Source organism: Fructobacillus broussonetiae, assembly GCF_018437275.1.
Lineage (GTDB): Bacteria > Bacillota > Bacilli > Lactobacillales > Lactobacillaceae > Fructobacillus > Fructobacillus broussonetiae.
In genome coordinates this window covers 274420-293655 of the sequence record NZ_JAAMFK010000001.1, presented here as the reverse complement: position 1 = coordinate 293655, position 19236 = coordinate 274420, and the positions used below count along the sequence as shown (strand labels likewise).

21 protein-coding genes, 1 tRNA gene and 1 other annotated feature are annotated in these 19236 nt (G+C 48.8%); of the genes, 17 read left to right on the top strand and 5 right to left on the bottom strand.

Features of this window, described 5'->3' with window-relative positions; translation table 11 throughout:
* Positions 1-94 precede the first annotated feature (94 nt).
* Together G6R29_RS01440 and G6R29_RS01435 are read left to right on the top strand one after the other, a co-directional pair.
* Positions 95-1276, top strand: coding sequence for a metallophosphoesterase family protein (locus G6R29_RS01440; RefSeq protein ID WP_213808577.1), 1182 nt, complete (start codon positions 95-97; stop codon positions 1274-1276).
* On the top strand, positions 1260-3656 hold the full coding sequence (locus G6R29_RS01435; protein ID WP_213808576.1) for an AAA family ATPase: 2397 nt from the start codon (positions 1260-1262) through the stop codon (positions 3654-3656). The genes G6R29_RS01440 and G6R29_RS01435 overlap by 17 nt, the downstream gene beginning before the upstream one ends.
* A 228-nt stretch (positions 3657-3884) precedes the next feature.
* Here the strand turns inward: G6R29_RS01435 and G6R29_RS01430 are convergent, their stop codons facing one another.
* The 3 genes from G6R29_RS01430 to G6R29_RS01420 all read right to left on the bottom strand — a co-directional run bounded on the left by G6R29_RS01430 (position 3885) and on the right by G6R29_RS01420 (position 5516).
* On the bottom strand, positions 3885-4784 hold the full coding sequence (locus tag G6R29_RS01430; RefSeq protein WP_213808575.1) for a peptidylprolyl isomerase: 900 nt from the start codon (positions 4782-4784) through the stop codon (positions 3885-3887).
* A gap of 81 nt (positions 4785-4865) precedes the next feature.
* On the bottom strand, positions 4866-5084 hold the full coding sequence (locus tag G6R29_RS01425) for a hypothetical protein (RefSeq protein WP_213808574.1): 219 nt from the start codon (positions 5082-5084) through the stop codon (positions 4866-4868).
* Between the two features lie 3 nt (positions 5085-5087).
* Positions 5088-5516: an HIT family protein gene (locus G6R29_RS01420; protein WP_213808573.1), complete on the bottom strand. Its 429-nt coding sequence runs from the start codon at positions 5514-5516 to the stop codon at positions 5088-5090.
* A gap of 71 nt (positions 5517-5587) precedes the next feature.
* Here G6R29_RS01420 and G6R29_RS01415 point away from each other — a divergent pair, with 71 nt between their 5' ends.
* Genes G6R29_RS01415 through trmB form a run of 3 tightly spaced genes read left to right on the top strand, consistent with a single transcriptional unit; the run spans position 5588 to position 8219 of the window.
* Positions 5588-6298, top strand: a complete 711-nt coding sequence (locus G6R29_RS01415; RefSeq protein WP_213808572.1) for an ABC transporter ATP-binding protein — start codon at positions 5588-5590, stop codon at positions 6296-6298.
* Positions 6295-7545 (top strand): ABC transporter permease, encoded by a 1251-nt coding sequence (locus tag G6R29_RS01410; protein WP_213808571.1) that lies wholly within the window; start codon positions 6295-6297, stop codon positions 7543-7545. The genes G6R29_RS01415 and G6R29_RS01410 overlap by 4 nt, the downstream gene beginning before the upstream one ends.
* 14 nt (positions 7546-7559) lie before the next feature.
* Positions 7560-8219, top strand: coding sequence for a tRNA (guanosine(46)-N7)-methyltransferase TrmB (gene trmB, locus G6R29_RS01405; RefSeq protein ID WP_213808570.1), 660 nt, complete (start codon positions 7560-7562; stop codon positions 8217-8219).
* Positions 8220-8271: 52 nt separating this feature from the next.
* Here the strand turns inward: trmB and G6R29_RS01400 are convergent, their stop codons facing one another.
* A complete protein-coding gene (locus G6R29_RS01400) occupies positions 8272-8526 on the bottom strand; it encodes a hypothetical protein (RefSeq protein ID WP_213808569.1) in 255 nt (84 codons plus the stop codon).
* A 320-nt stretch (positions 8527-8846) separates the two neighbouring features.
* Positions 8847-8920, bottom strand: a tRNA-Arg gene (locus G6R29_RS01395).
* Positions 8921-9104: 184 nt separating this feature from the next.
* Here G6R29_RS01395 and G6R29_RS01390 point away from each other — a divergent pair.
* The 12 genes from G6R29_RS01390 (at position 9105) to G6R29_RS01335 (ending at position 19086) form a co-directional block, all read left to right on the top strand.
* Positions 9105-9431 (top strand): DMT family transporter, encoded by a 327-nt coding sequence (locus G6R29_RS01390; protein ID WP_213808568.1) that lies wholly within the window; start codon positions 9105-9107, stop codon positions 9429-9431.
* Between the two features lie 43 nt (positions 9432-9474).
* Positions 9475-10245 (top strand): nicotinamide riboside transporter PnuC, encoded by a 771-nt coding sequence (gene pnuC, locus G6R29_RS01385; protein ID WP_213808567.1) that lies wholly within the window; start codon positions 9475-9477, stop codon positions 10243-10245.
* A 363-nt stretch (positions 10246-10608) separates the two neighbouring features.
* The gene (locus tag G6R29_RS01380) at positions 10609-11037 is read left to right on the top strand and encodes a hypothetical protein (RefSeq protein WP_213808566.1); all 429 of its coding nucleotides are present in this window, start codon (positions 10609-10611) and stop codon (positions 11035-11037) included.
* Between the two features lie 52 nt (positions 11038-11089).
* Positions 11090-11166: a sequence feature (ribosomal protein L21 leader region), on the top strand.
* 13 nt (positions 11167-11179) lie between these two features.
* A complete protein-coding gene (rplU, locus tag G6R29_RS01375) occupies positions 11180-11479 on the top strand; it encodes a 50S ribosomal protein L21 (RefSeq protein ID WP_010690655.1) in 300 nt (99 codons plus the stop codon).
* 27 nt (positions 11480-11506) lie between these two features.
* Complete coding sequence (rpmA, locus tag G6R29_RS01370; RefSeq protein WP_274381040.1) at positions 11507-11818, top strand: 50S ribosomal protein L27; 312 nt, start codon at positions 11507-11509, stop codon at positions 11816-11818.
* A gap of 123 nt (positions 11819-11941) precedes the next feature.
* Positions 11942-13045: a M24 family metallopeptidase gene (locus tag G6R29_RS01365; protein ID WP_213808565.1), complete on the top strand. Its 1104-nt coding sequence runs from the start codon at positions 11942-11944 to the stop codon at positions 13043-13045.
* A 106-nt stretch (positions 13046-13151) separates the two neighbouring features.
* Positions 13152-14501, top strand: coding sequence for a bifunctional metallophosphatase/5'-nucleotidase (locus G6R29_RS01360; RefSeq protein WP_213808564.1), 1350 nt, complete (start codon positions 13152-13154; stop codon positions 14499-14501).
* Positions 14502-14517: 16 nt separating this feature from the next.
* Complete coding sequence (locus G6R29_RS01355) at positions 14518-15489, top strand: YutD family protein (protein WP_213808563.1); 972 nt, start codon at positions 14518-14520, stop codon at positions 15487-15489.
* A 114-nt stretch (positions 15490-15603) separates the two neighbouring features.
* Entirely contained in the window at positions 15604-16161 is a 558-nt protein-coding gene (locus G6R29_RS01350) for a biotin transporter BioY (RefSeq protein WP_213808562.1), read from the top strand.
* A gap of 29 nt (positions 16162-16190) precedes the next feature.
* Entirely contained in the window at positions 16191-17213 is a 1023-nt protein-coding gene (locus G6R29_RS01345) for a biotin--[acetyl-CoA-carboxylase] ligase (protein ID WP_213808561.1), read from the top strand.
* Between the two features lie 64 nt (positions 17214-17277).
* On the top strand, positions 17278-17877 hold the full coding sequence (locus tag G6R29_RS01340; protein ID WP_213808560.1) for a non-canonical purine NTP pyrophosphatase: 600 nt from the start codon (positions 17278-17280) through the stop codon (positions 17875-17877).
* 177 nt (positions 17878-18054) lie between these two features.
* Complete coding sequence (locus G6R29_RS01335) at positions 18055-19086, top strand: tRNA dihydrouridine synthase (RefSeq protein WP_213808559.1); 1032 nt, start codon at positions 18055-18057, stop codon at positions 19084-19086.
* Positions 19087-19236: the final 150 nt, after the last annotated feature.

Here is a 19236-nt window from a genome sequence, read left to right as displayed (position 1 = left end):
TAAAGCGACTCGAAATTCGGGTCGCTTTTTCTTTTTCTCGTTTCGTTGTTCTAGTATAATAAATGATACGAACACCCGTTTGGAGGAGGACGAAATGGTTTCATTTCTACACGCAGGGGACGTCCACTTGGGCAACCCTTTTTCTGGTTTGAGCCGACAATTAAATCAAGAATTTGAGAAGGATGTGTTGAATGCGACCTTTGATGCCTTTCAGACGTTGATTAACACGGCGATTAAAAAGCAGGTGGATTTCGTACTCTTTCCGGGTGACTTGCTCCATGGGTCTGGAAACTCGGCAAAGATTCAGGCGACGTTGAGTCAGGGCTTTTTTGATTTGGACCAGAATGGCATTCAGGTCGTGCTGTCGTATGGAAATCACGATTACCAGGCATTGAACGAGCGGGGTCAGTCATGGCCAAAAAGCGTGCACGTGTTTGGAAATGAGGTTGAGACCGTGACGCTCTCAACACGGCGTGGTGAGAAGGTGGCTTTCTCCGGTTTTTCTTATCAGGACCGAATGGAAAAGACGGACCGGCTTTCGACCTTTCCCATGCGTGCCTCAAACGTTGACTACCACATCGGACTTTATCACGGCTCTGTTGGACAAGCCGGCCGGGATCAATACGCGGCCTTTTCGATTCAAGACATGGTTCAAAAAGGTTATGACTACTGGGCACTCGGACACATCCACCAACGCGAAATCCTAAACGAAAAGCCCTTCATTGCCTACTCCGGTAATTTGCAAGGACTCAACCGCAAGGAGACTGGTGAGAAGGGCTGCTATCTCGTGCAGTCCAGCGACCAGGGCGAGCTAACGCCAACGTTCATCCCATGTGCAAAGGTACTTTGGGAACAGGTCGAATACCAGAATCTTTCATCCTTTGACGCCCTGGTCTCAAAGCTGACGAGCATGGAGGTAGAGAAGCCAACCTTGCTTTCCGTTGAACTGTCTGGTGAAGTCGGAAACGATTTGCTCGCAGCCGAAGCCAGCGGTCAACTCCTGGAGCAGGTTCAAAGCCTGCATTTCCATGAACAAATTTGGCCGGTCAATGTCAGCGTAAAGCGGATGCATTCCGCACAAAAGCCCGCCTTTGCTTCCATGTCCTTTGACGAGGCCATCGAATCTGTTCTGGAAACAGACGGTGAGGTCGCGAACTTGCTAACAGACGTGGTGCCCTTGGAGGTGCGACAGTACTTCAACTCAAAAGAGGGGGAGCAGGCGGTCCAAGAACGTCTGAACACGTTGATGGAAGGAGGGGATGACCGTGAAAATTAATCAGATTTTGATTTCTGGATTTGGAAAATGGTCGAACGTGACCTTCAAAGACATGCAGGACTGGCAGGTCTTTTTTGGGCATAACGAAGCCGGTAAATCCACGTTGAAAGACTTCGTCCTCGGCGTTTTCTTCGGCTTTCCAAAGGCCAAGAAGGGGGCGCAACTCTACGAGCCACGCTCCGGTGCGAAGTACGGTGGATCCATCGATATGGAATGCGAGAAGGGCGCTTACCGCATCACGCGCATGGGACGGGTGAAAACAAAGCTTAGCGTTGTTGAACAAAAAACTGGTCTGGAGCTGCCTAACCCCGAAAAATTCCTGGAAGAGCTCTTTTACCCATTAACGGAAGAGGATTTCCGCCAGATTTATTCCTTTGACGAAACGGAGCTAAGCCTCGTCTCAAAGCTGGCAGAAGACGACCTCGAGCAAACCTTGCTGTCCTTTACAAAGCCTCAGGCGCAGCGCTTCTTAACCTGGGCGAAGGACAAGGACGAGGCGGCTTCAAAGGATTTCGGAAAGACGAAAACGGCTAACCGCCCGTTGAACATTGCCATTAAGGAATACGAACAGCTCGAGTCCAAGCGCCAGGATAAACAGTCCAATCTTTCGGAGTACCTACAGGCTTCAAAGTCCCTCTCGGACCAGGTCCACCAGCTCGAGCTCTCCAAGCAGATGGTTGCAACGAAGCAATCTGAATGGCAGCATGCCAAGGAGCTTCAGCGTGCCAAGGAAATCTACCAGCAGAATCACAAGACACTTGCGGCTGCTGATGACGCCAACAATACAGCGGGCCGTGATTGGCGTCCGGCCTACGACGAGGCTCTTAAGCTGGAGTCTGACCTGAACTGGATTGAAGAAAAGATTGACGAAAACAAGAAGAGACTGGCCGAACACCAAGCTCACTTGCAAACAGCTGACCAAAAGGAACAATTCCAAAACCTAAAGAGCAAAAGCGATGCCCTGTCGCATCATTTGGAGCGTGTCTTAACGCTCAATCAGGAACTGGGAGAAGCTGAAGAAAGCTTCGGCGGTCACATTCCGGAAGCACTGAGCGAACATGAACGACAGGCCCTTGAAAAGAGCAGTAGCGGTGTCTGGCCCACGGTTAGTGCGGTGGTGATTGCCGCTTTTGGTTTTGCTTTCTCATTTGCGCTGGGGCTTGTCCTATCGGCTGTCGGCCTTGCGGTTGTCGGTTACTTCTACCAGGACCGGATGCGCACAAAGCGCATTTTGGACCGTTTTGGCCCGCTCAGTAAAGAAGAGGTGCTGGCTAAGCAGGATGAGCTAAAATCGCTTGCCTCAAAGCGCGATGAACGGCGGGAAGAAAACGACCGAGAGCGTGCACTTACCGAGGGTGTTTTGGCGGCGATGTCGGAAGCTGGATTCTACGATCAGGCAGCATCGCTTCAAATGAGTTCGAGCCAGCGCATTCTGCAGGCCGCTCAGCACTACTTAGCCCAGGAGCAAAGCGACGGCCAAAGTCGTCAATTGGACCGTGTGAACGAGGCGTTGGACACACAGCAAACGCTCTACAAAAAGCAGCGTGACACCGAGAAGAAGTTGACCGATAAGCTGGGTGAATTTGGCTTCAAAACCATAGACGAATTCAAGGAATTTGTATCTTTGCAACGTCAAAATCAGACTGCAAAGGACCGGGCAGAAGTTGCCCGTGAGCAGCTTGGTGAAGCGCTTTGGTCAGAAATCGAAAAACTTGAGCAAGCGTGCGAGGGTTCCGACGAGGCGCTAAATGAACGCCTTGAGGCCGATTGCATTAAAGCTGAAACAGCGTTGAAGGAATCCCAGCAAAAGCAGGACGCGCTTTTGGCCCAGGTCGAAAAGACTCGTGTTCAGCTCAACTATTTGGCTGGGGACGAGACCCTCGCTGCCCTGGACCAGAAGATTGAGAACCAAAACGCGTATTTGAAGGACGCCTTCACGGACTACCTGGCGAAGCGGCTTTTGGTTCCCGTTGTGAACCAGGCCTTCTTAGGAAAACAAGACAGTTTGTCATCAGATGTCTTGTCTCAGGCATCCGCTTACCTCGCTCAGCTCTCCGAAGGGGACTACGAAGCGATTCAAATGGAAAAAGAACAGCTCTTTGTTTCAGGCATGGCGAGTCGCTTTGCCATTATCGAGTTGTCTTCTGGGGCAAAGGACCTGGTGTACCTGTCGCTTCGCTTGGCCTTGGCGACGTCCCTGGATTTGAAGGAACGCTTTCCACTGTTGGTGGATGACGCCTTCGTTCACTTGGACGACGAGAAAAAGGAACGTGCCTTGGCGCTCTTGCAGGAGATTGCCATGGATCAACAGGTCATTTTTTGGACTTTTGATGAAAAAGTCGGAGCCGACCATGTCGTCAATTTGAACGCTTATTCATAATTTGTATAAGAGTACCAAGCATAAAAGGCGCCAAATGTTTAATCCAAGGGATCAACTTAAAGGCGACCAAATATGTCACATTAAGGTTTTAACACCTATCATAAGCAACATAAAAAGCGCCCGAGCTTCACGCCGGGCGCTTTTTTAATACCAAAAGACCAGCCTGGCACGGGTCAGACTTAATAAGGACACAAAAAAACCAGCCCCCAAAGGACTGGTTTCTTTTATTTAAGCGGCTGCTTTCATGTAGCCGGCCAAGGCACCCTTCAAATCAGAGTCCTTGATCTTAACGTCGGCCTTGCTTAAGAGCTTACCGACAATCTTCTTCATTTCGTCTTGGTTCTTTGAATCGTTGATGAAGTCGTTGGTTAACTTATCCTTCAACTTTGATTCAATCTTAGCCTGGGCAGGCTTTTCGTCCATGTGATCCATGCGAACGACGTAGTAGTTACCCTTTGAACCCTTAACAGGGGATTCAGAATAGGCACCTTCGCCCTGGTTGAATCCGGCCATGCGAACTTCTTGTTCAACGGTTGTGTTCGTCGAATCAAAGGCTGGCAACTGACCCGTTCCAGAAACGGCGGCGTTCTTCTTTGAGTACTGGTGGTAGACGTCGTCCCATTCGGCACCATCATTCAAAGCGTCGATGGCAGCTTGCGCATCGTCTTCGTTATCGGTGGTGATCAATGAAACCTTTGTGTCGGGCACGTAGTCTTCATAGGCCTGGTTCAACTGGTCGCGGGAAGGCTTGTAGTTATCCTTCACAGCCACCTGCATCACTTCCTTATCGCGCAAGTTTTGCTTGAACTGGCGAGTCGTCATACCGTTTTGTGACAAGTACTGCTTGAACTTGTCTTCACCGTACTGTGACTTCATGTTATTGAAAGACTTTTCAATTTCGGCATCGGTCACTTGCTTACCGTACTTCTTGTCCAAGACCTTGTTAATAACCATTTGGGCGAAAACTTGACGACCAGCAGATGACTGCTTTAATTCGTCCACGTAGTCGGCCTGGGTGATTTTTCCGTTGTCCGTTGTTGCTAACGTTTTTGAGCCATTGACGGCCAAGAACGTGACACCAGCAACGAGCACAGCAGCAAAAATACCCAAAATTACTTTGCGAGGCATAGGGTGTCCTTCTTTCAATTGTTAATCTTTATCATTTTAACATAGAAAAAGGCAGGCTAAGCCTGCCAACCACAAATGGGTTTATTTCTTTTTCATGTTGTCCAAGGTTTCTTGAATGCGAGCAAGGGGCGCTTTGTTCTTAAAATTCATGCGTTCAACATCACGCTGGATGTCTTCGACGTCCTTTTTCGTCCCTTCGACGGCGTTTTGTAAGACCTTCGTTTGAACCTTGGCTTTCTTTTGTAGGGCGTTGATGTCCTTCAAGTTTGAAACGAGATTTTTTACTTTAGTAAATGCCATGGATTAGTTGAACTCTTTCTTGATTTCATCTGCGATTGCTTGGTAGCGGTCGGCTGTGTAATCAGCTGAGTGATCAATGGTAGGCACGAGCGTTTCGTTCAAGTTGTCGTCATCAAAGCGTGGAATCAAGTGCCAGTGGGAGTGCAAGACCGTTTGACCGGCTGATTCACCGTTGTTTGAGGTGATGTTCATCCCCGTAATCTTTTCATCCGACGCCTTGATGGCCTTGGTCAACTTTGGCAAAGTCAAGAGCACATGCTTGGCCGTTTCTTCGTCGTAATCAAAAATGTTTGTAACGTGCTTTTTTGGAATCAACAGCGTGTGACCGGGTGTCACTTGGGAAATGTCTAGGAAGGCTAACACATATTCGTCTTCGTAAACCTTGTAAGACGGGATTTCACCGTCGATAATCTTGTCAAAAATGTCTACCATTGTTTGGCTCCTTTTCACGTTTTTCTACAACTATTATAGCAAAGCCAGCCCAGCCTGTTATAATAAAGGACATGGGATTACAAGTAAACAATTTAAAAGCCGGTTACGCCGGCCATGTCGTCATTGACGATTTATCATTTTCAGTACCAAACGGCCAAATTGTTGCGCTGGTTGGACTAAACGGCGCAGGGAAGTCCACGACCTTGAAGCAGGTCATCGGACAGGGCCGCCTCTTGGGTGGTTCAATCAGCCTTGATGGCCGTGACCTGACCAGTCAACCATTTGAATACAAGCAACTGTTGGCTTACATTCCAGAACAACCCATCCTATACGATGAGTTGACGCTGGCTGAGCACTTGCACTTGATGCTTGAAGCACATGGGCAAGACGACAAGACTCACTGGTCACGTGTTGAAGAGCTTCTTTCGATGTTCCGCTTGAATGGTAAGGAACACTGGTTGCCCATCCACTTCTCAAAGGGGATGAAGCAAAAGGTCATGCTCGTTGCCGCCTTTGCGGTGGATAGCCAACTCCTCGTCATTGACGAACCATTCCTCGGATTGGACGTCTTGGCACAAAAGCAGTTGATTGCTTTGATGAAGGAAAAGGCTCAAAACGGTACCGCTGTCTTGCTCACAACGCACTTGTTGGATCAAGCAAAGCAATACGTTGACTCCTTCCTCCTATTGGAAGAGGGGCGGGTGAGTTTTGCGGGTTCAGCAGAAGAACTTGCTCAGTCTAAAAATAAGACGAACGATTCACTGGATGACCTCTTCTCATGAAAAAGGCAGATTTCACAATTAAACTACACGAGCTCTACGCGAGTCGACGTGATAAAAGCCTGAAAGAAACAAAAAAGTATTTGAAGTTGCTCTTCAACGACCACTTTTTAATCTTTTTGATGATTGCTTTTGGGGGAGCGGTGCTCGTTTACCGTTCTGCCATGGACCAGGATTTGTCCATTCTAAACACTGACTGGACATACTGGCAATTGGCCCTTTTCCTTTGGTTGTCAGTTGGTTTGCTCTTTGGAAACCTTCAGACCTACTTTAAGAAGGCAGACACGGTCTTCTTGGCTTCCGCGGATGGTTTGCTCGTTCACGGTTACTTAAAGCAGGCAAAGCGATTTTCACTTCTTCTCGCTTTGATCTGGCAGACTGCATTCTTTTTGATTAGTCTGCCCATCATCGCAAACACGGACCTTTCCTGGGTGTCGGCCTTCAATCTTTTCCTTGTCATCATCTTCGTCAAGACGGCGATGTTGGAAGGGGAGGTTGCACGATTAATCTCAGCCAAGCTCGCCGAACAGCCAAAGCTCTTTGCCCGCATTAACTGGACGATTGCCATCATCACCGTCTGGTGTTTCATCTACTTGAACGTTTGGGTGGAAGCCATCGCCTTGTTCTTCGCCTTTCTCTTTGCGTTCTTGCGTATCTATCAGACACGCTACATGAAAAAGTCCGGGACGGTCGTGTTCGATAATGCCGTCGCTCAAGCTGAAAAAGAAGAGAGCAAGCGCTACCGATTCTTCTCACTCTTTGCGGAAGTGCCGGGTCAAAGTAACCAAAGCAAGCGCCGTCGCTACCTTGATGGCTTATTGAAGTTCCTGGGACAAAAGTCAGCGTACAAGCAACTGATGATTCGCCGCATGGCCCGTTCAACTTCTGGCTTGAACCTCGTGTTCCGTCAGTTGATTGTAGGCGCCGTCTTACTCCTTGCCGTTGACCCATCAGCACATTGGTTGTTTGCCGGCATCACGGCCTTGCTCATCTACTTGATGAACCGCCAACTCTTGCCATTCTATGGCAAGGCGGAAGCCGTCTTGTGGACGGACTTACTCTTTTCTGATAAAGCCACTAAGCAAAAGGACTTCAGCAATATCTTGCTTGCTTTGTCCTCACTCTTTACGTTAGCCTTAACCATCATCTTAGTGATTTTCAAAGGTGATGAGGCTGCTACTGTTCTTTCAACAGGATTCATTACGAACCTGTTCGTTAATCGACTTTACATTCAAAAACAAATCAAATAAATAAGGACCTTACTATGCATTTACGCTCAAAACCATGGGCCAAACCTTGGCTTGAAGCCCACCAAGACCTTGTCATCACTCAAAACCACGCTCAGGAATTGAAGGGCCACTGGCAAGAAATCTTTGACAAAAAACAACCCATCCACGTTGAAATCGGTTCCGGTAAGGGACAGTTCATCTTGGGGATGGCCTTAGCTCACCCAGAAATCAACTACATCGGTATGGAAATTCAAGAAACGGCCGTTGCCATTGCCGGTCGTAAGTCATTCGACCAGGTCGGCATTTTGCCTAACCTCCGTTACATCTACGGTAACGGTTCTGGTGTTGAAACTTACTTCGAAAAGGCTGAAATTCAAAAGATTTACTTGAACTTCTCTGATCCATGGCCAAAGACTCGTCACGAAGCGCGTCGTTTGACCTACAAGTCATTCCTTTCATCCTACAAGGCCGTTTTGCCTGAGGGTGGGGAAGTCGAATTCAAGACAGACAATCGCCATTTGTTCGAATACTCCATGGTTTCCTTCATGGACTTCGGTATGCGCTGGACGCCTGAGGACTACACGCTCGATTTGCACGCCGACGCGGACAAGGTCGAAGGAAACATCAAGACCGAGTACGAAGAAAAGTTCTTGGCTAAGGGTCAACCAATCTACAAGATTAAGGCTCACTTCTAATTGAAGATACAAAAAAGGACCGCCGTTTTGGCAGTCCTTTTTATTTTGATTATTAATCGACTTCGATGAAGTTTCGCATGTTGCGGAAGCCATCAATCGCAAGCTTCGCTGACAGTTGATCAGGGAAGCGTTGCACGTGGAGGTTCACGACTTCTGAGTTGGCGAACAACTCAACGCGGTGAACGAGGTAGTGGGGCGTTGAAACGCCCGTCGTCAGTGAAATGACGTCGCCCATTTGGGGCGTGATTGGTAGTGACACGTTGGTCTCCACTCGAGCGGAAGCGACAACGAAATTGTATTGAACCATAATTTCCTCTTCTGTCTGTGATTTTTATCTACGTTAAATTCAAATGAATCTTCTCCCTTATTGTATGGGAGTTAGAAAAAATTGCAAGGCAGGGGCGTTATTCTGATTTGGAATAAGCACTGGCTAAAGGATGGAGGTAATTATATAGTGTAGGTAGGTCAAGTTCCCAGGCATTGAGTCTGGGATTTTTTTATGCCCTAAATGAGGTGGAAAATGACTAGTGGATTATCGGCTGACGACCTTCTTAACTTGTTAAGTGAGAAAGGCATGGTAATTGATGACGAAAAAAAGCAGCCAGGCTAAAGCCTGACTGCTTTCTATGCACTGAGGGGGAGTCGAACCCTCGACCTGCCGGGTAGAAACCGGCTGCTCTATCCAGCTGAGCTACCAGTGCAATTGAATCTAGTACGTCCATTAGTTTAGCAGAAAGAACAACGCTTTTCTAGTCTAAATGAGCGCTTGGTTAGGCTTTTAAAACTGCGTTGCCGACGCTTTTTAATAGCGGTCTAGGTTCAAATGTTATTCTTGTTAATTTTTGGTAAATCAAGGATAATATTTCGGTAGTAAAGGAGATTGAAATGTTACCGTATTTTTATCTATTTTTGGCTGTTGCCGCTGAGACCAGCGGTACCATGCTTATCGGTATGACAGACGGTTTTACAAAACTGTTACCGACCATTCTAACTTTGGCTTGTTACGGGCTTTCGTTCTTTTTACTGGCCATTGTCGTTCGTAACATTCCAGTGCACCTGGCATACGCTATTTGGTGTGCGAGTGGTATACTTATAATCACGAGCTTGAGTGTGCTTGTCTTCAAAGTTTCTTTGAACTGGCAAACAATCGTTGGCCTCATACTACTAATTATTGGAGTGGTTCTGGTTAACCTCTTCGGGCGCGTACATTAGTTTTTGCGTAGATAGCCATTTCTACGCGATATAGGAGGAATACATGGCAGAAAATAAAACAAAATCTGGTTTTACTTGGCCGGAAGTCAAGCAAAACATGAAGCAGATTTTCACTTGGTCATACTATAAGGAAGGGTTCTCAGGATGGGACCGTTCATCATACGTATGGCTCGCAATTGGTCTAATTGTCATCATCGCAACTGGTTTGGCCCACGGCTTGAACTACTTGTCCGTGATGTCAATGCTCGGTGGAGCCATCGGTTTCACTTGTACGTTGGCCATTACGGCAAACCGTCGAATCAACGGTTTGTTGGGATTCATTTCCGCCATCTTGATCTCAATTGTTGCCCTTCACTCACGTAACTACTCAGACATCGTGATGCAGATGATCTACCTTGTTACCTTGGACTTGAACTTCATGCTCTTTGGTAACGCTTGGCAGAACCGTAAGATCAAGGCCATGGACAAGAACGGATGGGTGATCGCCGTTGTAACGGCCATCGTTGCCTACATCTTGTTGTTTGCAATGGATGCTTACGTCTTCAACGCTCCACGTCCTGAAATCGATGCTGCTGCGGCAACCATCGGTATCGTTGGCGCAACGTTGACGATTTCAAAGTACCGCGCACAGTACTGGATGTGGACGTTGCAAGGTTTGATGTCTGTTACCCTTTGGGGACTTACAGCATTGCAAGGGGACGCCAACTGGGTTCTCTTCGCAACGTACATCTTGTACTTGGGTAACGATGTTCTTGGTTTGTGGTTCTCACCATGGGCCCGTTCCGTTAAGAAGGAAATCGCCGAACGCGTTTAATTACCCATTAACTTAATTTTGAAATTAAGGGAATAAAAAGAGGTCAAAAGTGTCGTTTAGGACACGCTTTTGACCTCTTTTGCCATTTAGGTTGCAAAAAAGAGCCTTTTGTTATGGCCCTTGCTATACTCAGCGTGAATTAATGTTGTTGATGCAACAGGAATAAAATGCGATGGGAGATAGCTCATGGAAAAATTAATGGACGCCCGCGTCTTGCGCTCAAGACAAGTTTTGCGCAGCTCGGCGATTGCCTTAATGACAAAGAAGGAAAAATTTTAAATTTCGGAATTGCTCGTTCACACCCATATCACACGGGGGACCTTTTACCGGCACTACAACAACAAAGAAGATCTTATTTTTGATGTGAACAGTCACTTGGTTGATCAACTACTGCAACACAGCGAAGGTTCTTTCTCCTGCTATGCCATGCTTTTAGAGGTGAAGGATAAGGGCGCTTTTTACCACGCGATCTTTAACCATAATAAGGACACGGATTTGCTGTTCTTACTACTGGAGCGTCTGCGCAAGCGTCGCGATATCGCGCTCTTAGACATGGTACCCGGCACGATGAAGACACGGATTATCTTCCAGTGGGAGATGATGGTGGCCGCTTACTTTGCGGCAGTGTCGCTCTGGCTGGAGGAGGGGATGCCCCTTGAGGAAGAAGAGGTCGTCGAAAAATTTAAGGCCCTCTGGCGCAACTCACAGGGACGTACTAAAAAATCAGCCCAGGCACTCTTTGACTTTTCATGCGAACTGGGCCAAAATGAGGGAGAAGAAATGGCGGAATAAGCCTCATTTCTTGCAATTTTTTAAAGCCCCTGCTATACTTAATGAGTTGTTAGCGCAGCTACAACCACACGATTCAGGTATAAGCTAGTTCTGATGAACCGCCTCGGATTGGTGAGTCTAAGTATAAAAGGAGAATTCAATAATGGCATACGCAATTATTGTTACTGGCGGCAAGCAATACAAGGTCGCTGAAGGTGATACCATCTTTGTTGAAAAGTTGGACGCCCAAGAAGGAGACAAGGTTGTCTTCGACCAAGTAGTCTTGACCGACTCAAAGATCGGTACACCTTTTGTTGAAGGTGCTAAGGTTACTGCTACTGTGGAAAAGCAAGGTAAGGAAAAGAAGGTTGTTACTTTCAAGTACCGTCCTAAGAAGCACTCCCACACGAAGCAGGGACACCGCCAACCATACACGCGCGTGACGATTGATTCCATCGCGTAATCATCACTGTAAAAGGAGAATAGACTTATGTTGATGAATCAAGATAACTTACAACTCTTTGCCCACCACAAGGGAGGTGGATCATCTGCCAACGGACGTGACTCAGCAGGTCGTCGTCTTGGTACGAAGGTTGCCGACGGACAAGCATTGACGGCTGGATCAATTATCTACCGCCAACGTGGAACGCACATCTACCCAGGTGCTAACGTTAAGCGTGGAAACGACGATACGTTGTTTGCACTTACTGACGGTGTGGTCAAGTTCGAACGTAAGGGTCGCGAAAAGCGCCAAGTTTCCGTTTATACTCGGGAAGAATACAACAAGATGTTGAATGCATAATTGTTGATTGAAGCAGCCTTCAGGCTGCTTTTTTTGTTCCTTTAAAAAGCTTTTGGCGATTATATGAGAAAAAGATGAGAAACTATGCTACAATAAGCAAAACACGTCAATTGGAGGTCTATCATGGGATATTTTGAAAAGCGCATTGAAAAGCGCATTGAAAAGCTGCAAAAGTTGTTGAAGAACTTGGAGTTGGACGGCTTGATCGTCACGAACGGTTCCAACATGGACTACTTGACTGGTTTCTCCGGAGGAAACGGTGATGGTGTTCTGGTCGTTTCATTGGCCGACGCCGTTTTGATTACGGACGCCCGTTACGAAAACGAGTACGTTGATACTTTGCCACAGGGGGTTGGTCTTTCCATCACCCGCGGTTATTACGAAGAAGCCGTTCGTAAGGTACAAGCCATGGGCATCAAGAAGCTTGGCTTTGAAGCGGACATGCCATTTGCCATTTACGAACAAATTGAAGACCTCCTGCCAATGAAGGTGACATTTGATGCCATTCCAGGTGCCGTCGAAGCTTTGCGTGAAGTAAAGGACGAAAAGGAAGCCGAGGCTTTGCGTAAGGCTGCCGAAGCGTCAACGATGGCCTTCAACCAATTGATGAAGGAAATTAAGGTTGGCATGACCGAACGCGAAGTGGCTAACCGCTTGGATGCCTTGCAAAAGGAATACGGCGCAGACAAGCCATCCTTTGACACAATCGTTGCTTCTGGTGCCCGTTCAGCGATGGCTCACGGTACTGCGACAGACAAGAAGTTGGAAAAGGGAGACTTGGTCACCATCGACTTTGGTTACTACGTGGACGGTTACACGTCTGACGTCACGCGTACCATCGCCATGGGCGACATCGACCCTGAATTGAAGAAGATTTATGACATCGTTTTGCAGGCCAACAAGGACGGCATCGACGTCTTGAAGCCTGGATTGTCCACCTCTGAAGTGGATGCGGTCACTCGTGACTACATCACAGAAGAAGGTTACGGTCAGTACTACAACCACTCAACTGGTCACGGTGCTGGTTTGGACATCCACGAGGGACCAATTCTTTCAACGCGCTCATCCGATGAAGTCGTTGCAGGTAACTTGTTAACCATCGAACCTGGTATCTACTTGCAGGGCAAGGGTGGTGTCCGAATTGAGGACGACGTTCTTGTAACAGAGGACGGTCATGAAGTTTTGACGTCAGGGATTCCAAAGGAACTCTTGATCATCGAACGCTAAGAAGTTTGAGTCGCGCCCTCGGGTGCGACTTTTTTAGTCCATAAAAGCTGATTTTATCAGTGAGTGTCAGTAAAATAATGTTAAGATAAAAGTTAAGGAGGGCAACATGGAAACACTCGACATCAGACACACCAATGACATGCACTCGCACTTCGGCCCATGGCCAAAGATTAAGCGTTTTTTGCTGAAGGGAACCGACCAAAACGGGACCATCTTCCGCTTTGACATTGGTGATGCCATCGACCGTTTCCACCCGTTGACCGACATCACGCTTGGTAAAGCAAACATCGACATCTTAAACGACGCCCACTACAACGCCGTTACCATCGGTAACAACGAAGGGCTCGTCATGCCCCACGAGGAGTTGAACCACCTCTACGACAGGGCTAACTTTGACGTCTTACTCGCCAACATGAAGGACGGTGCCAAGCGCACCCAACCAAGCTGGGCCAAGCCTTACAAGATTTACAAGTCTGAAAACGGAACAAAGGTCGCCGTCATCGGGATGACCGCGCCTTACTTTCAGACCTACAACACGCTCGATTGGTACCCAGAAGAGCCAACTGACGTCTTGGACAAGTACTTGCCCGAGATACGCAAAAAGGCCGACGTCGTCATCTTGCTTTCCCACTTGGGTCTGCCAACCGACCGCGATTTGGCGAAGGACTACGACATCAATCTCATTATCGGTGCGCACACCCATCACCTACTTCCAGACGGTGAGCTCAACAACGGCACCTGGTTAGCCGCTGCCGGTCGCTACGGCGCAAACGTCGGTCAGGTCAAGATGACCTTAGACGACAACCACAAGGTGACAGACGTCTGGGTCAAGGCCTTTAATACCGACGATTTACCAGCAAAAGACGGTGACGACGAATGGGTGGCAGACGTTAACCAGGCTGGAATCGACCAAGAAGAAACCATCATGGCCACGACGTATGAGCCGGCCGTGTCAAAGGAAGAACAAGCAGAGGACTGCTTAGACGCGCTAAAGGACTTCATGGACCTGCCCGTCGCCATTGCGTCGACCGGGCTCTTCTTAAACGACTTACCCGCTGGTCCGAAGTCCAAGTACACCTTCTTAAAGGACATTCCGCACTCCATCCACCCCATGCGCCTCACGTTAACCGGTAAGGATTTGAAGGCCTGGGTTGCCGAATGGGAACACAAGGCTGACAAGTTACTGACCGAAAAAATCAAAGGTTCCGGTTTCCGGGGCAAAGTCTTTGGTAAAATGGTGACAGCCGGTCTTGGCGTGTCTGAAGCAGGGGACTTGCTCTACGACGGACAAGTTGTCAAAGACGAAAAACAGTACGACATTGCCACCTTGGACCACTATCGCTGGCTCGACTTCTTTACCATGGTCGACGAAGCGCCTGCCAAGATTTACTTGGCCACTCTCCTGCGCGAAATGCAGGCAGACTACTATCAAAAACGACAGGAAACACAGCTCTAAGCTGTTTGAATAATCCATGGATCACGTAACCTTAAAAGATAAGACAATTGAACAGCAACAACGACGCCAGGCCGAATTTGAAGTGTCTCGTTTTGGGGATGAAATCGGAATTGACGGCATGAAGCTTTTGCTGGTTGATGACTTCAAAGAAGCCTTTTCTGAAGAGGGGCTCGCGCTTCGCTACACGCCGTTGTTAAAGCAATACGACTACATTGTCGGCGACCTTTCAGCAGGCCAGCTCCGCCTTCGTGGCTTCTACCACGAAGAGCGTGACGTCTCAGCCGACCAAAAGATCAACACGTTGGCCGACTACTTGTACGAAACGGTGAACTTCGGTGCGCCGTACTTCATCTTGCAAAACGAAACTGTTGCCTTCCGTCCGCGGGCAGCCAAGGACTACTTGGCTTACTGGGAAGAAGAGCAGGAAGAAAAGCGCAAGGAAAAGGAAGCCAAGCAAAAGAAGCACAAGAAGTCGTCATCCCGCGGAAACGGTCATAACGGTGGCAATTCCAACCGTAAGAACCGTCCAACGGGGAAGCGTCGCGCGCAGAAACAAGAAGAAAAGCAGGACGCCCAAAAGAAGCAGGGTAAGGGAAATTCTTCTTCAAAGCGTCGCCACCGCTTCACCACAAAGGAGCGCGGGGAAGAAAAACAGCAGAATCAGTCGGCCAAGCCAAACAAGCAAGCGCCTAAGAACGCAGGTTCAAGCGACGGGGAGGCCAAACCTAAAAAGCGCCGTCGCCGCCGGAACAACCGCAATAAGAAGCCTGGTGAAAAGCAAGGACAAGCACCAAAGCAAGTTGCTTCAAAGCCTTCGAATAATGCGTCAAGCAAGGGGACCAAAAATTCCGCTAAGCAAGCGCAAAACGCTTCTTCTAAAGCAAAGCCAAACAACAAACAAAAGCAGGGCAAGCCAAACCAAAATAACGGTGAGAAAGCCAAATCTGCTCCAAAGAAGCGTCATTTTAAAATTCAAGAACGAAAGTGAAAACGCTGAAACAAAAGGAATCCAAAAGGGTTCCTTTTTGTTTTTCTTAAAGAGCGCTTGACTTTAAGTAACCCTTATAAATATAATTAGGTTACTTAATTTTAAGGAGAGAAAATGATGCAACATTCTAAAGTACGTAACTTAACCATGGATGCGGTCTTTTTGGCCCTCCTCATTGTCTTTGCGATGGTGCCAGCGATTCCGCTTGGCTTCATCCCCGTTCCCATCGTTCTACAAAACGTCGGCGTTATGCTGATTTCATTGCTCTTGGGCGCACGTCGCGGAACGGCTGTCATGGCCGTCTTCGTCATCATGATTGCCTTGGGGTTGTCAGTTTTGACTGGTGGTCACGGAGGCCTTGCCATCTTGGCTGGTCCAACGGCCGGTTACATCTGGGCCTGGTTGCTTCAACCGGCGGGATTCGCCTTGTTGGCACGCTTTGTGCCTAAGACGGACGGGGCAGTGATGCCAAACTTCTTCTTCTCATTTGCCTTGATCTTCATCTTGGACTTCTTCATGGTCTTTGGTCTTGGTTCTGCTTGGTTGGCCCACGTTGCCCACATGGACTTCATCAAGGCCTACCTTGGCAACATGGCCTTTGTACCTGGTGATTTGATTAAGGTCTTCTTGGCAACAACAGTTGCGACGGCTATCCAAAGTCGTGTAAAGTAAGGATAACCAATTTCTTTAGGAGTCTTTTCATGGCAGAAGAAAAGCTGAAAACAAAAGACCGGGTCCTGTTGGACCTCTTGGACCACGTGGGTTCCCACGTTTCGGGTGACCAACTGGCCCAGGACTTAGACATCAGTCGTGAATCCGTCTGGAAGGCCGTGAAGTCCTTGCAAAAAGACGGGCACACCATCGTTTCGAAGAAGAAGACGGGGTATGCCTACCTGTATTCAGACCACGTCGATGAGATGGTGACGAGTCACTATTTGAAGTCCTTGTCCGAAGGCAAGCAAGCCTTTGATAAGATTCAAATTACAGAGGGACGCACGTCAACGCAAACCGATGCCAAGGAATTCTTGGCCATGCATCCCGGCGTGAATCCGACGCTCTTTGCCGCACGTTCCCTGGCAGGTGCCTATGGTCGTCGCGGCCGGGCCTTCTTTGCACCGCGGGACCACGGCCTGTACTTCTCGCTGTCTTTGCCTATTACAAACAAGGAGGAGGTCGTGGCCAGTCTACTCACGACCTCAGCAGCGGATGTGATTGCAAACGTTTTGGAGGAAAGCTTTCCTGGCGTTACCGTCGACCTGAAGTGGGTGAACGATTTGATTGTTGACCGTCACAAGGTCGGTGGACTCATCACCGAAGCGGTCTTTGACATGGAGACCCAGCAGTACACGGCCCTGGTGCTTGGCATTGGGTTGAACGTTTTGCCTTCTGATTTCCCTGAAGACATCACGCAAAAGGCAGGTACGGTGCTGTCAGAAAAGACAGACGGTGTTGACCTCAACTTCCTCTTGGCCCGCTTGATCTTAGCCTTGGTTCAGATGGGGGAGGATTACGCGGATGGCCGCTACCTCGACGACTACCGCAAGCGCTCGCTTCTGATTGACAAGACGGTTTCTGTTCAGGTTGGACAGGATGTCGTGGCCGGTGAGGTACAGGGCGTTTCAAAGCAGGGCGGTCTGGAAGTGAAAACGGCGGACGGCGATGTCCAGACGCTATACGCCGGAGAGGTTACCAAGGTCAAATTGCTCGAAAATTTGAATTTGTAAGTTTAAACTGACCCAAGTCCAACCCGCACCATCCCCATTTTCTAGCACCTTCTAGGAGAAAGTCATGCAGATCGTCTTTGCGACAAACAACAAGAAGAAAGTCATGGAGCTCAACAAGTTTGGTTCTTTGCTTGGCTTTGACATTATCGGCTATCAAGATCTAGTGGGGGAGCGCTTGAGCTTTCCCTCTGAATCGACGGATGATCAGTCCGAAAACGCCAAGCAAAAAGCGCTGTTTATCCACGCGCACTTACAAGATGAGTGGGTGTTAGCCGATGATACTTCCTTTAACTTGGAAGCCTTTCCCGACCGATTCGGCGTGACGGCTTCCCGTGAGTTTGAATCGCTTGGACTCTCGGGTTCAAAGGAAATCAATGATTACCTGTTGGACTTGTACAAGGACGTGCCAGACGACAAGCGGGGTGCTTACTTCCTATCCACGATGGCGATTTGTTCGCCGGACGGTGAGGTGACCATCGCGTCTGCGCGCGGTGGGGTCGCCATTGCTCATGAGGCACATGGCGGACCAGACTTCGGCGGAATCACCGACATCCTATTAGGTGAAAACGGCAAAACATTGTCGGCGATGCCTTTAGCCGAGGTCAACGACTATCACGACCGTTCGCGGGCATTGCGTTTAGTCGTTAGAAAAGCAGGATTGTAATATATGGTGTTCGGCCAGTCGACTCAGTCGGCTGGCTTTTTTCATACCCAAAAAGCCCCTAGAAAAGTCTGACCCGAACATCCTCCGGTCTAGTCCTCTTTTGATTGACCCGGCAAATCGTGCTAAACTATATAGGTTAATCTGACGAAAGCCCATCCGGGCGATAAAGGAGTTCTTATGCGACAGGCAAAGTCAGCATACTGGCAAAAGGTGGTTGATTCCGCCAAAAATTCTGACGGCACACCACGCCCATTCTTCTCCATGGCGCCCATGGAAGCCGTCACCGACACCATCTTCCGACGCGTCGTCGCCAAGGCCGGTGGTCCAGACATCTACTACACCGAATTCACGAACGCCGCTTCCATGGTTCACCCCGAAGCCAAGTTCTCCGTTCAAGGCCGTTTAGCCGTTGCCGATGGCGAAGAAATGCCCATCGCGCAAATCTGGGGCTCCAAGCCCGAAGCCATTGCCGGCGCCGCTAAGCTTTTACCTGATCTCGGCTACGAAGCCGTCGATTTGAACATGGGCTGCCCCGACGGCACGGTCATCAAGAACTCCGCCGGTTCCGATTTGATCCGCCACCATGACACGGCCATCGCCTTAATCGAAGCCGCCAAGGAATCCGGCCTTCCCGTTTCCGTGAAGACCCGTCTTGGCTTCTACCGCATCGACGAGTACGAAGAATGGCTCACGACCATCTTGGAGCAAGACATCCAAGTCCTGACCATTCACCTTCGTACCCGGAAGGAAATGTCCAAGGCCGACGCCCACTTCGAACTGATCGACGACATCGTCGCTCTCCGTGACAAGTACGCGCCGAACACGCTCCTTCAAATCAACGGGGACATTAAGAACTTCAAGCACGGCCTTGAACTCGCCGCTGCTCATCCTGGCGTCGACGGAATCATGATCGGTCGCGGTGTCTTGGAAGACCCATACGCTTTCAACCACGAAGAGAAAAAGCACAGCTTGTCCGAGTCCATCGACTTGCTCAAGTACCAGCTCGATTTGTACGACGAAGTGAACAACTCCGTCACGCCAAAGCACTTCGAAGCCTTAAAGCGCTACTTCAAGATCTACCTCCGTGGCTTTGCCCACGCGGCTAAGCTCCGTCAGGCCTTGATGGAAACGCATGCAACGGACGAAGTTCGTGCTTTGCTTGCTGAACACGAGGATGATTTGGTGCGATGGGAGAAGGAACAGCGGTAATCGAAATGATGGGTTCGATTCCTATCAGCGGCATTGCATGTGCGCCGACGCAAACACTTTATGTTAAAATAGAATTATTGAAATAATGATTTTGGTTGAGGTTGTACTCAAGGCTCAGTCTAACGGGGGAGTTAGACAGTCTTTTGGACG

What these genes read in the sequence shown, in the direction of transcription:
- G6R29_RS01440 (WP_213808577.1), top strand. Translation starts at nt 95, where the DNA reads ATGGTTTCATTTCTACACGCAGGGGACGTCCACTTGGGCAACCCTTTT.
- G6R29_RS01435 (WP_213808576.1), top strand. Translation starts at nt 1,260, where the DNA reads ATGACCGTGAAAATTAATCAGATTTTGATTTCTGGATTTGGAAAATGG.
- G6R29_RS01430 (WP_213808575.1), bottom strand. Translation starts at nt 4,784, where the DNA reads ATGCCTCGCAAAGTAATTTTGGGTATTTTTGCTGCTGTGCTCGTTGCT.
- G6R29_RS01425 (WP_213808574.1), bottom strand. Translation starts at nt 5,084, where the DNA reads ATGGCATTTACTAAAGTAAAAAATCTCGTTTCAAACTTGAAGGACATC.
- G6R29_RS01420 (WP_213808573.1), bottom strand. Translation starts at nt 5,516, where the DNA reads ATGGTAGACATTTTTGACAAGATTATCGACGGTGAAATCCCGTCTTAC.
- G6R29_RS01415 (WP_213808572.1), top strand. Translation starts at nt 5,588, where the DNA reads ATGGGATTACAAGTAAACAATTTAAAAGCCGGTTACGCCGGCCATGTC.
- G6R29_RS01410 (WP_213808571.1), top strand. Translation starts at nt 6,295, where the DNA reads ATGAAAAAGGCAGATTTCACAATTAAACTACACGAGCTCTACGCGAGT.
- trmB (WP_213808570.1), top strand. Translation starts at nt 7,560, where the DNA reads ATGCATTTACGCTCAAAACCATGGGCCAAACCTTGGCTTGAAGCCCAC.
- G6R29_RS01400 (WP_213808569.1), bottom strand. Translation starts at nt 8,526, where the DNA reads ATGGTTCAATACAATTTCGTTGTCGCTTCCGCTCGAGTGGAGACCAAC.
- G6R29_RS01390 (WP_213808568.1), top strand. Translation starts at nt 9,105, where the DNA reads ATGTTACCGTATTTTTATCTATTTTTGGCTGTTGCCGCTGAGACCAGC.
- pnuC (WP_213808567.1), top strand. Translation starts at nt 9,475, where the DNA reads ATGGCAGAAAATAAAACAAAATCTGGTTTTACTTGGCCGGAAGTCAAG.
- rplU (WP_010690655.1), top strand. Translation starts at nt 11,180, where the DNA reads ATGGCATACGCAATTATTGTTACTGGCGGCAAGCAATACAAGGTCGCT.
- rpmA (WP_274381040.1), top strand. Translation starts at nt 11,507, where the DNA reads ATGTTGATGAATCAAGATAACTTACAACTCTTTGCCCACCACAAGGGA.
- G6R29_RS01365 (WP_213808565.1), top strand. Translation starts at nt 11,942, where the DNA reads ATGGGATATTTTGAAAAGCGCATTGAAAAGCGCATTGAAAAGCTGCAA.
- G6R29_RS01360 (WP_213808564.1), top strand. Translation starts at nt 13,152, where the DNA reads ATGGAAACACTCGACATCAGACACACCAATGACATGCACTCGCACTTC.
- G6R29_RS01355 (WP_213808563.1), top strand. Translation starts at nt 14,518, where the DNA reads ATGGATCACGTAACCTTAAAAGATAAGACAATTGAACAGCAACAACGA.
- G6R29_RS01350 (WP_213808562.1), top strand. Translation starts at nt 15,604, where the DNA reads ATGATGCAACATTCTAAAGTACGTAACTTAACCATGGATGCGGTCTTT.
- G6R29_RS01345 (WP_213808561.1), top strand. Translation starts at nt 16,191, where the DNA reads ATGGCAGAAGAAAAGCTGAAAACAAAAGACCGGGTCCTGTTGGACCTC.
- G6R29_RS01340 (WP_213808560.1), top strand. Translation starts at nt 17,278, where the DNA reads ATGCAGATCGTCTTTGCGACAAACAACAAGAAGAAAGTCATGGAGCTC.
- G6R29_RS01335 (WP_213808559.1), top strand. Translation starts at nt 18,055, where the DNA reads ATGCGACAGGCAAAGTCAGCATACTGGCAAAAGGTGGTTGATTCCGCC.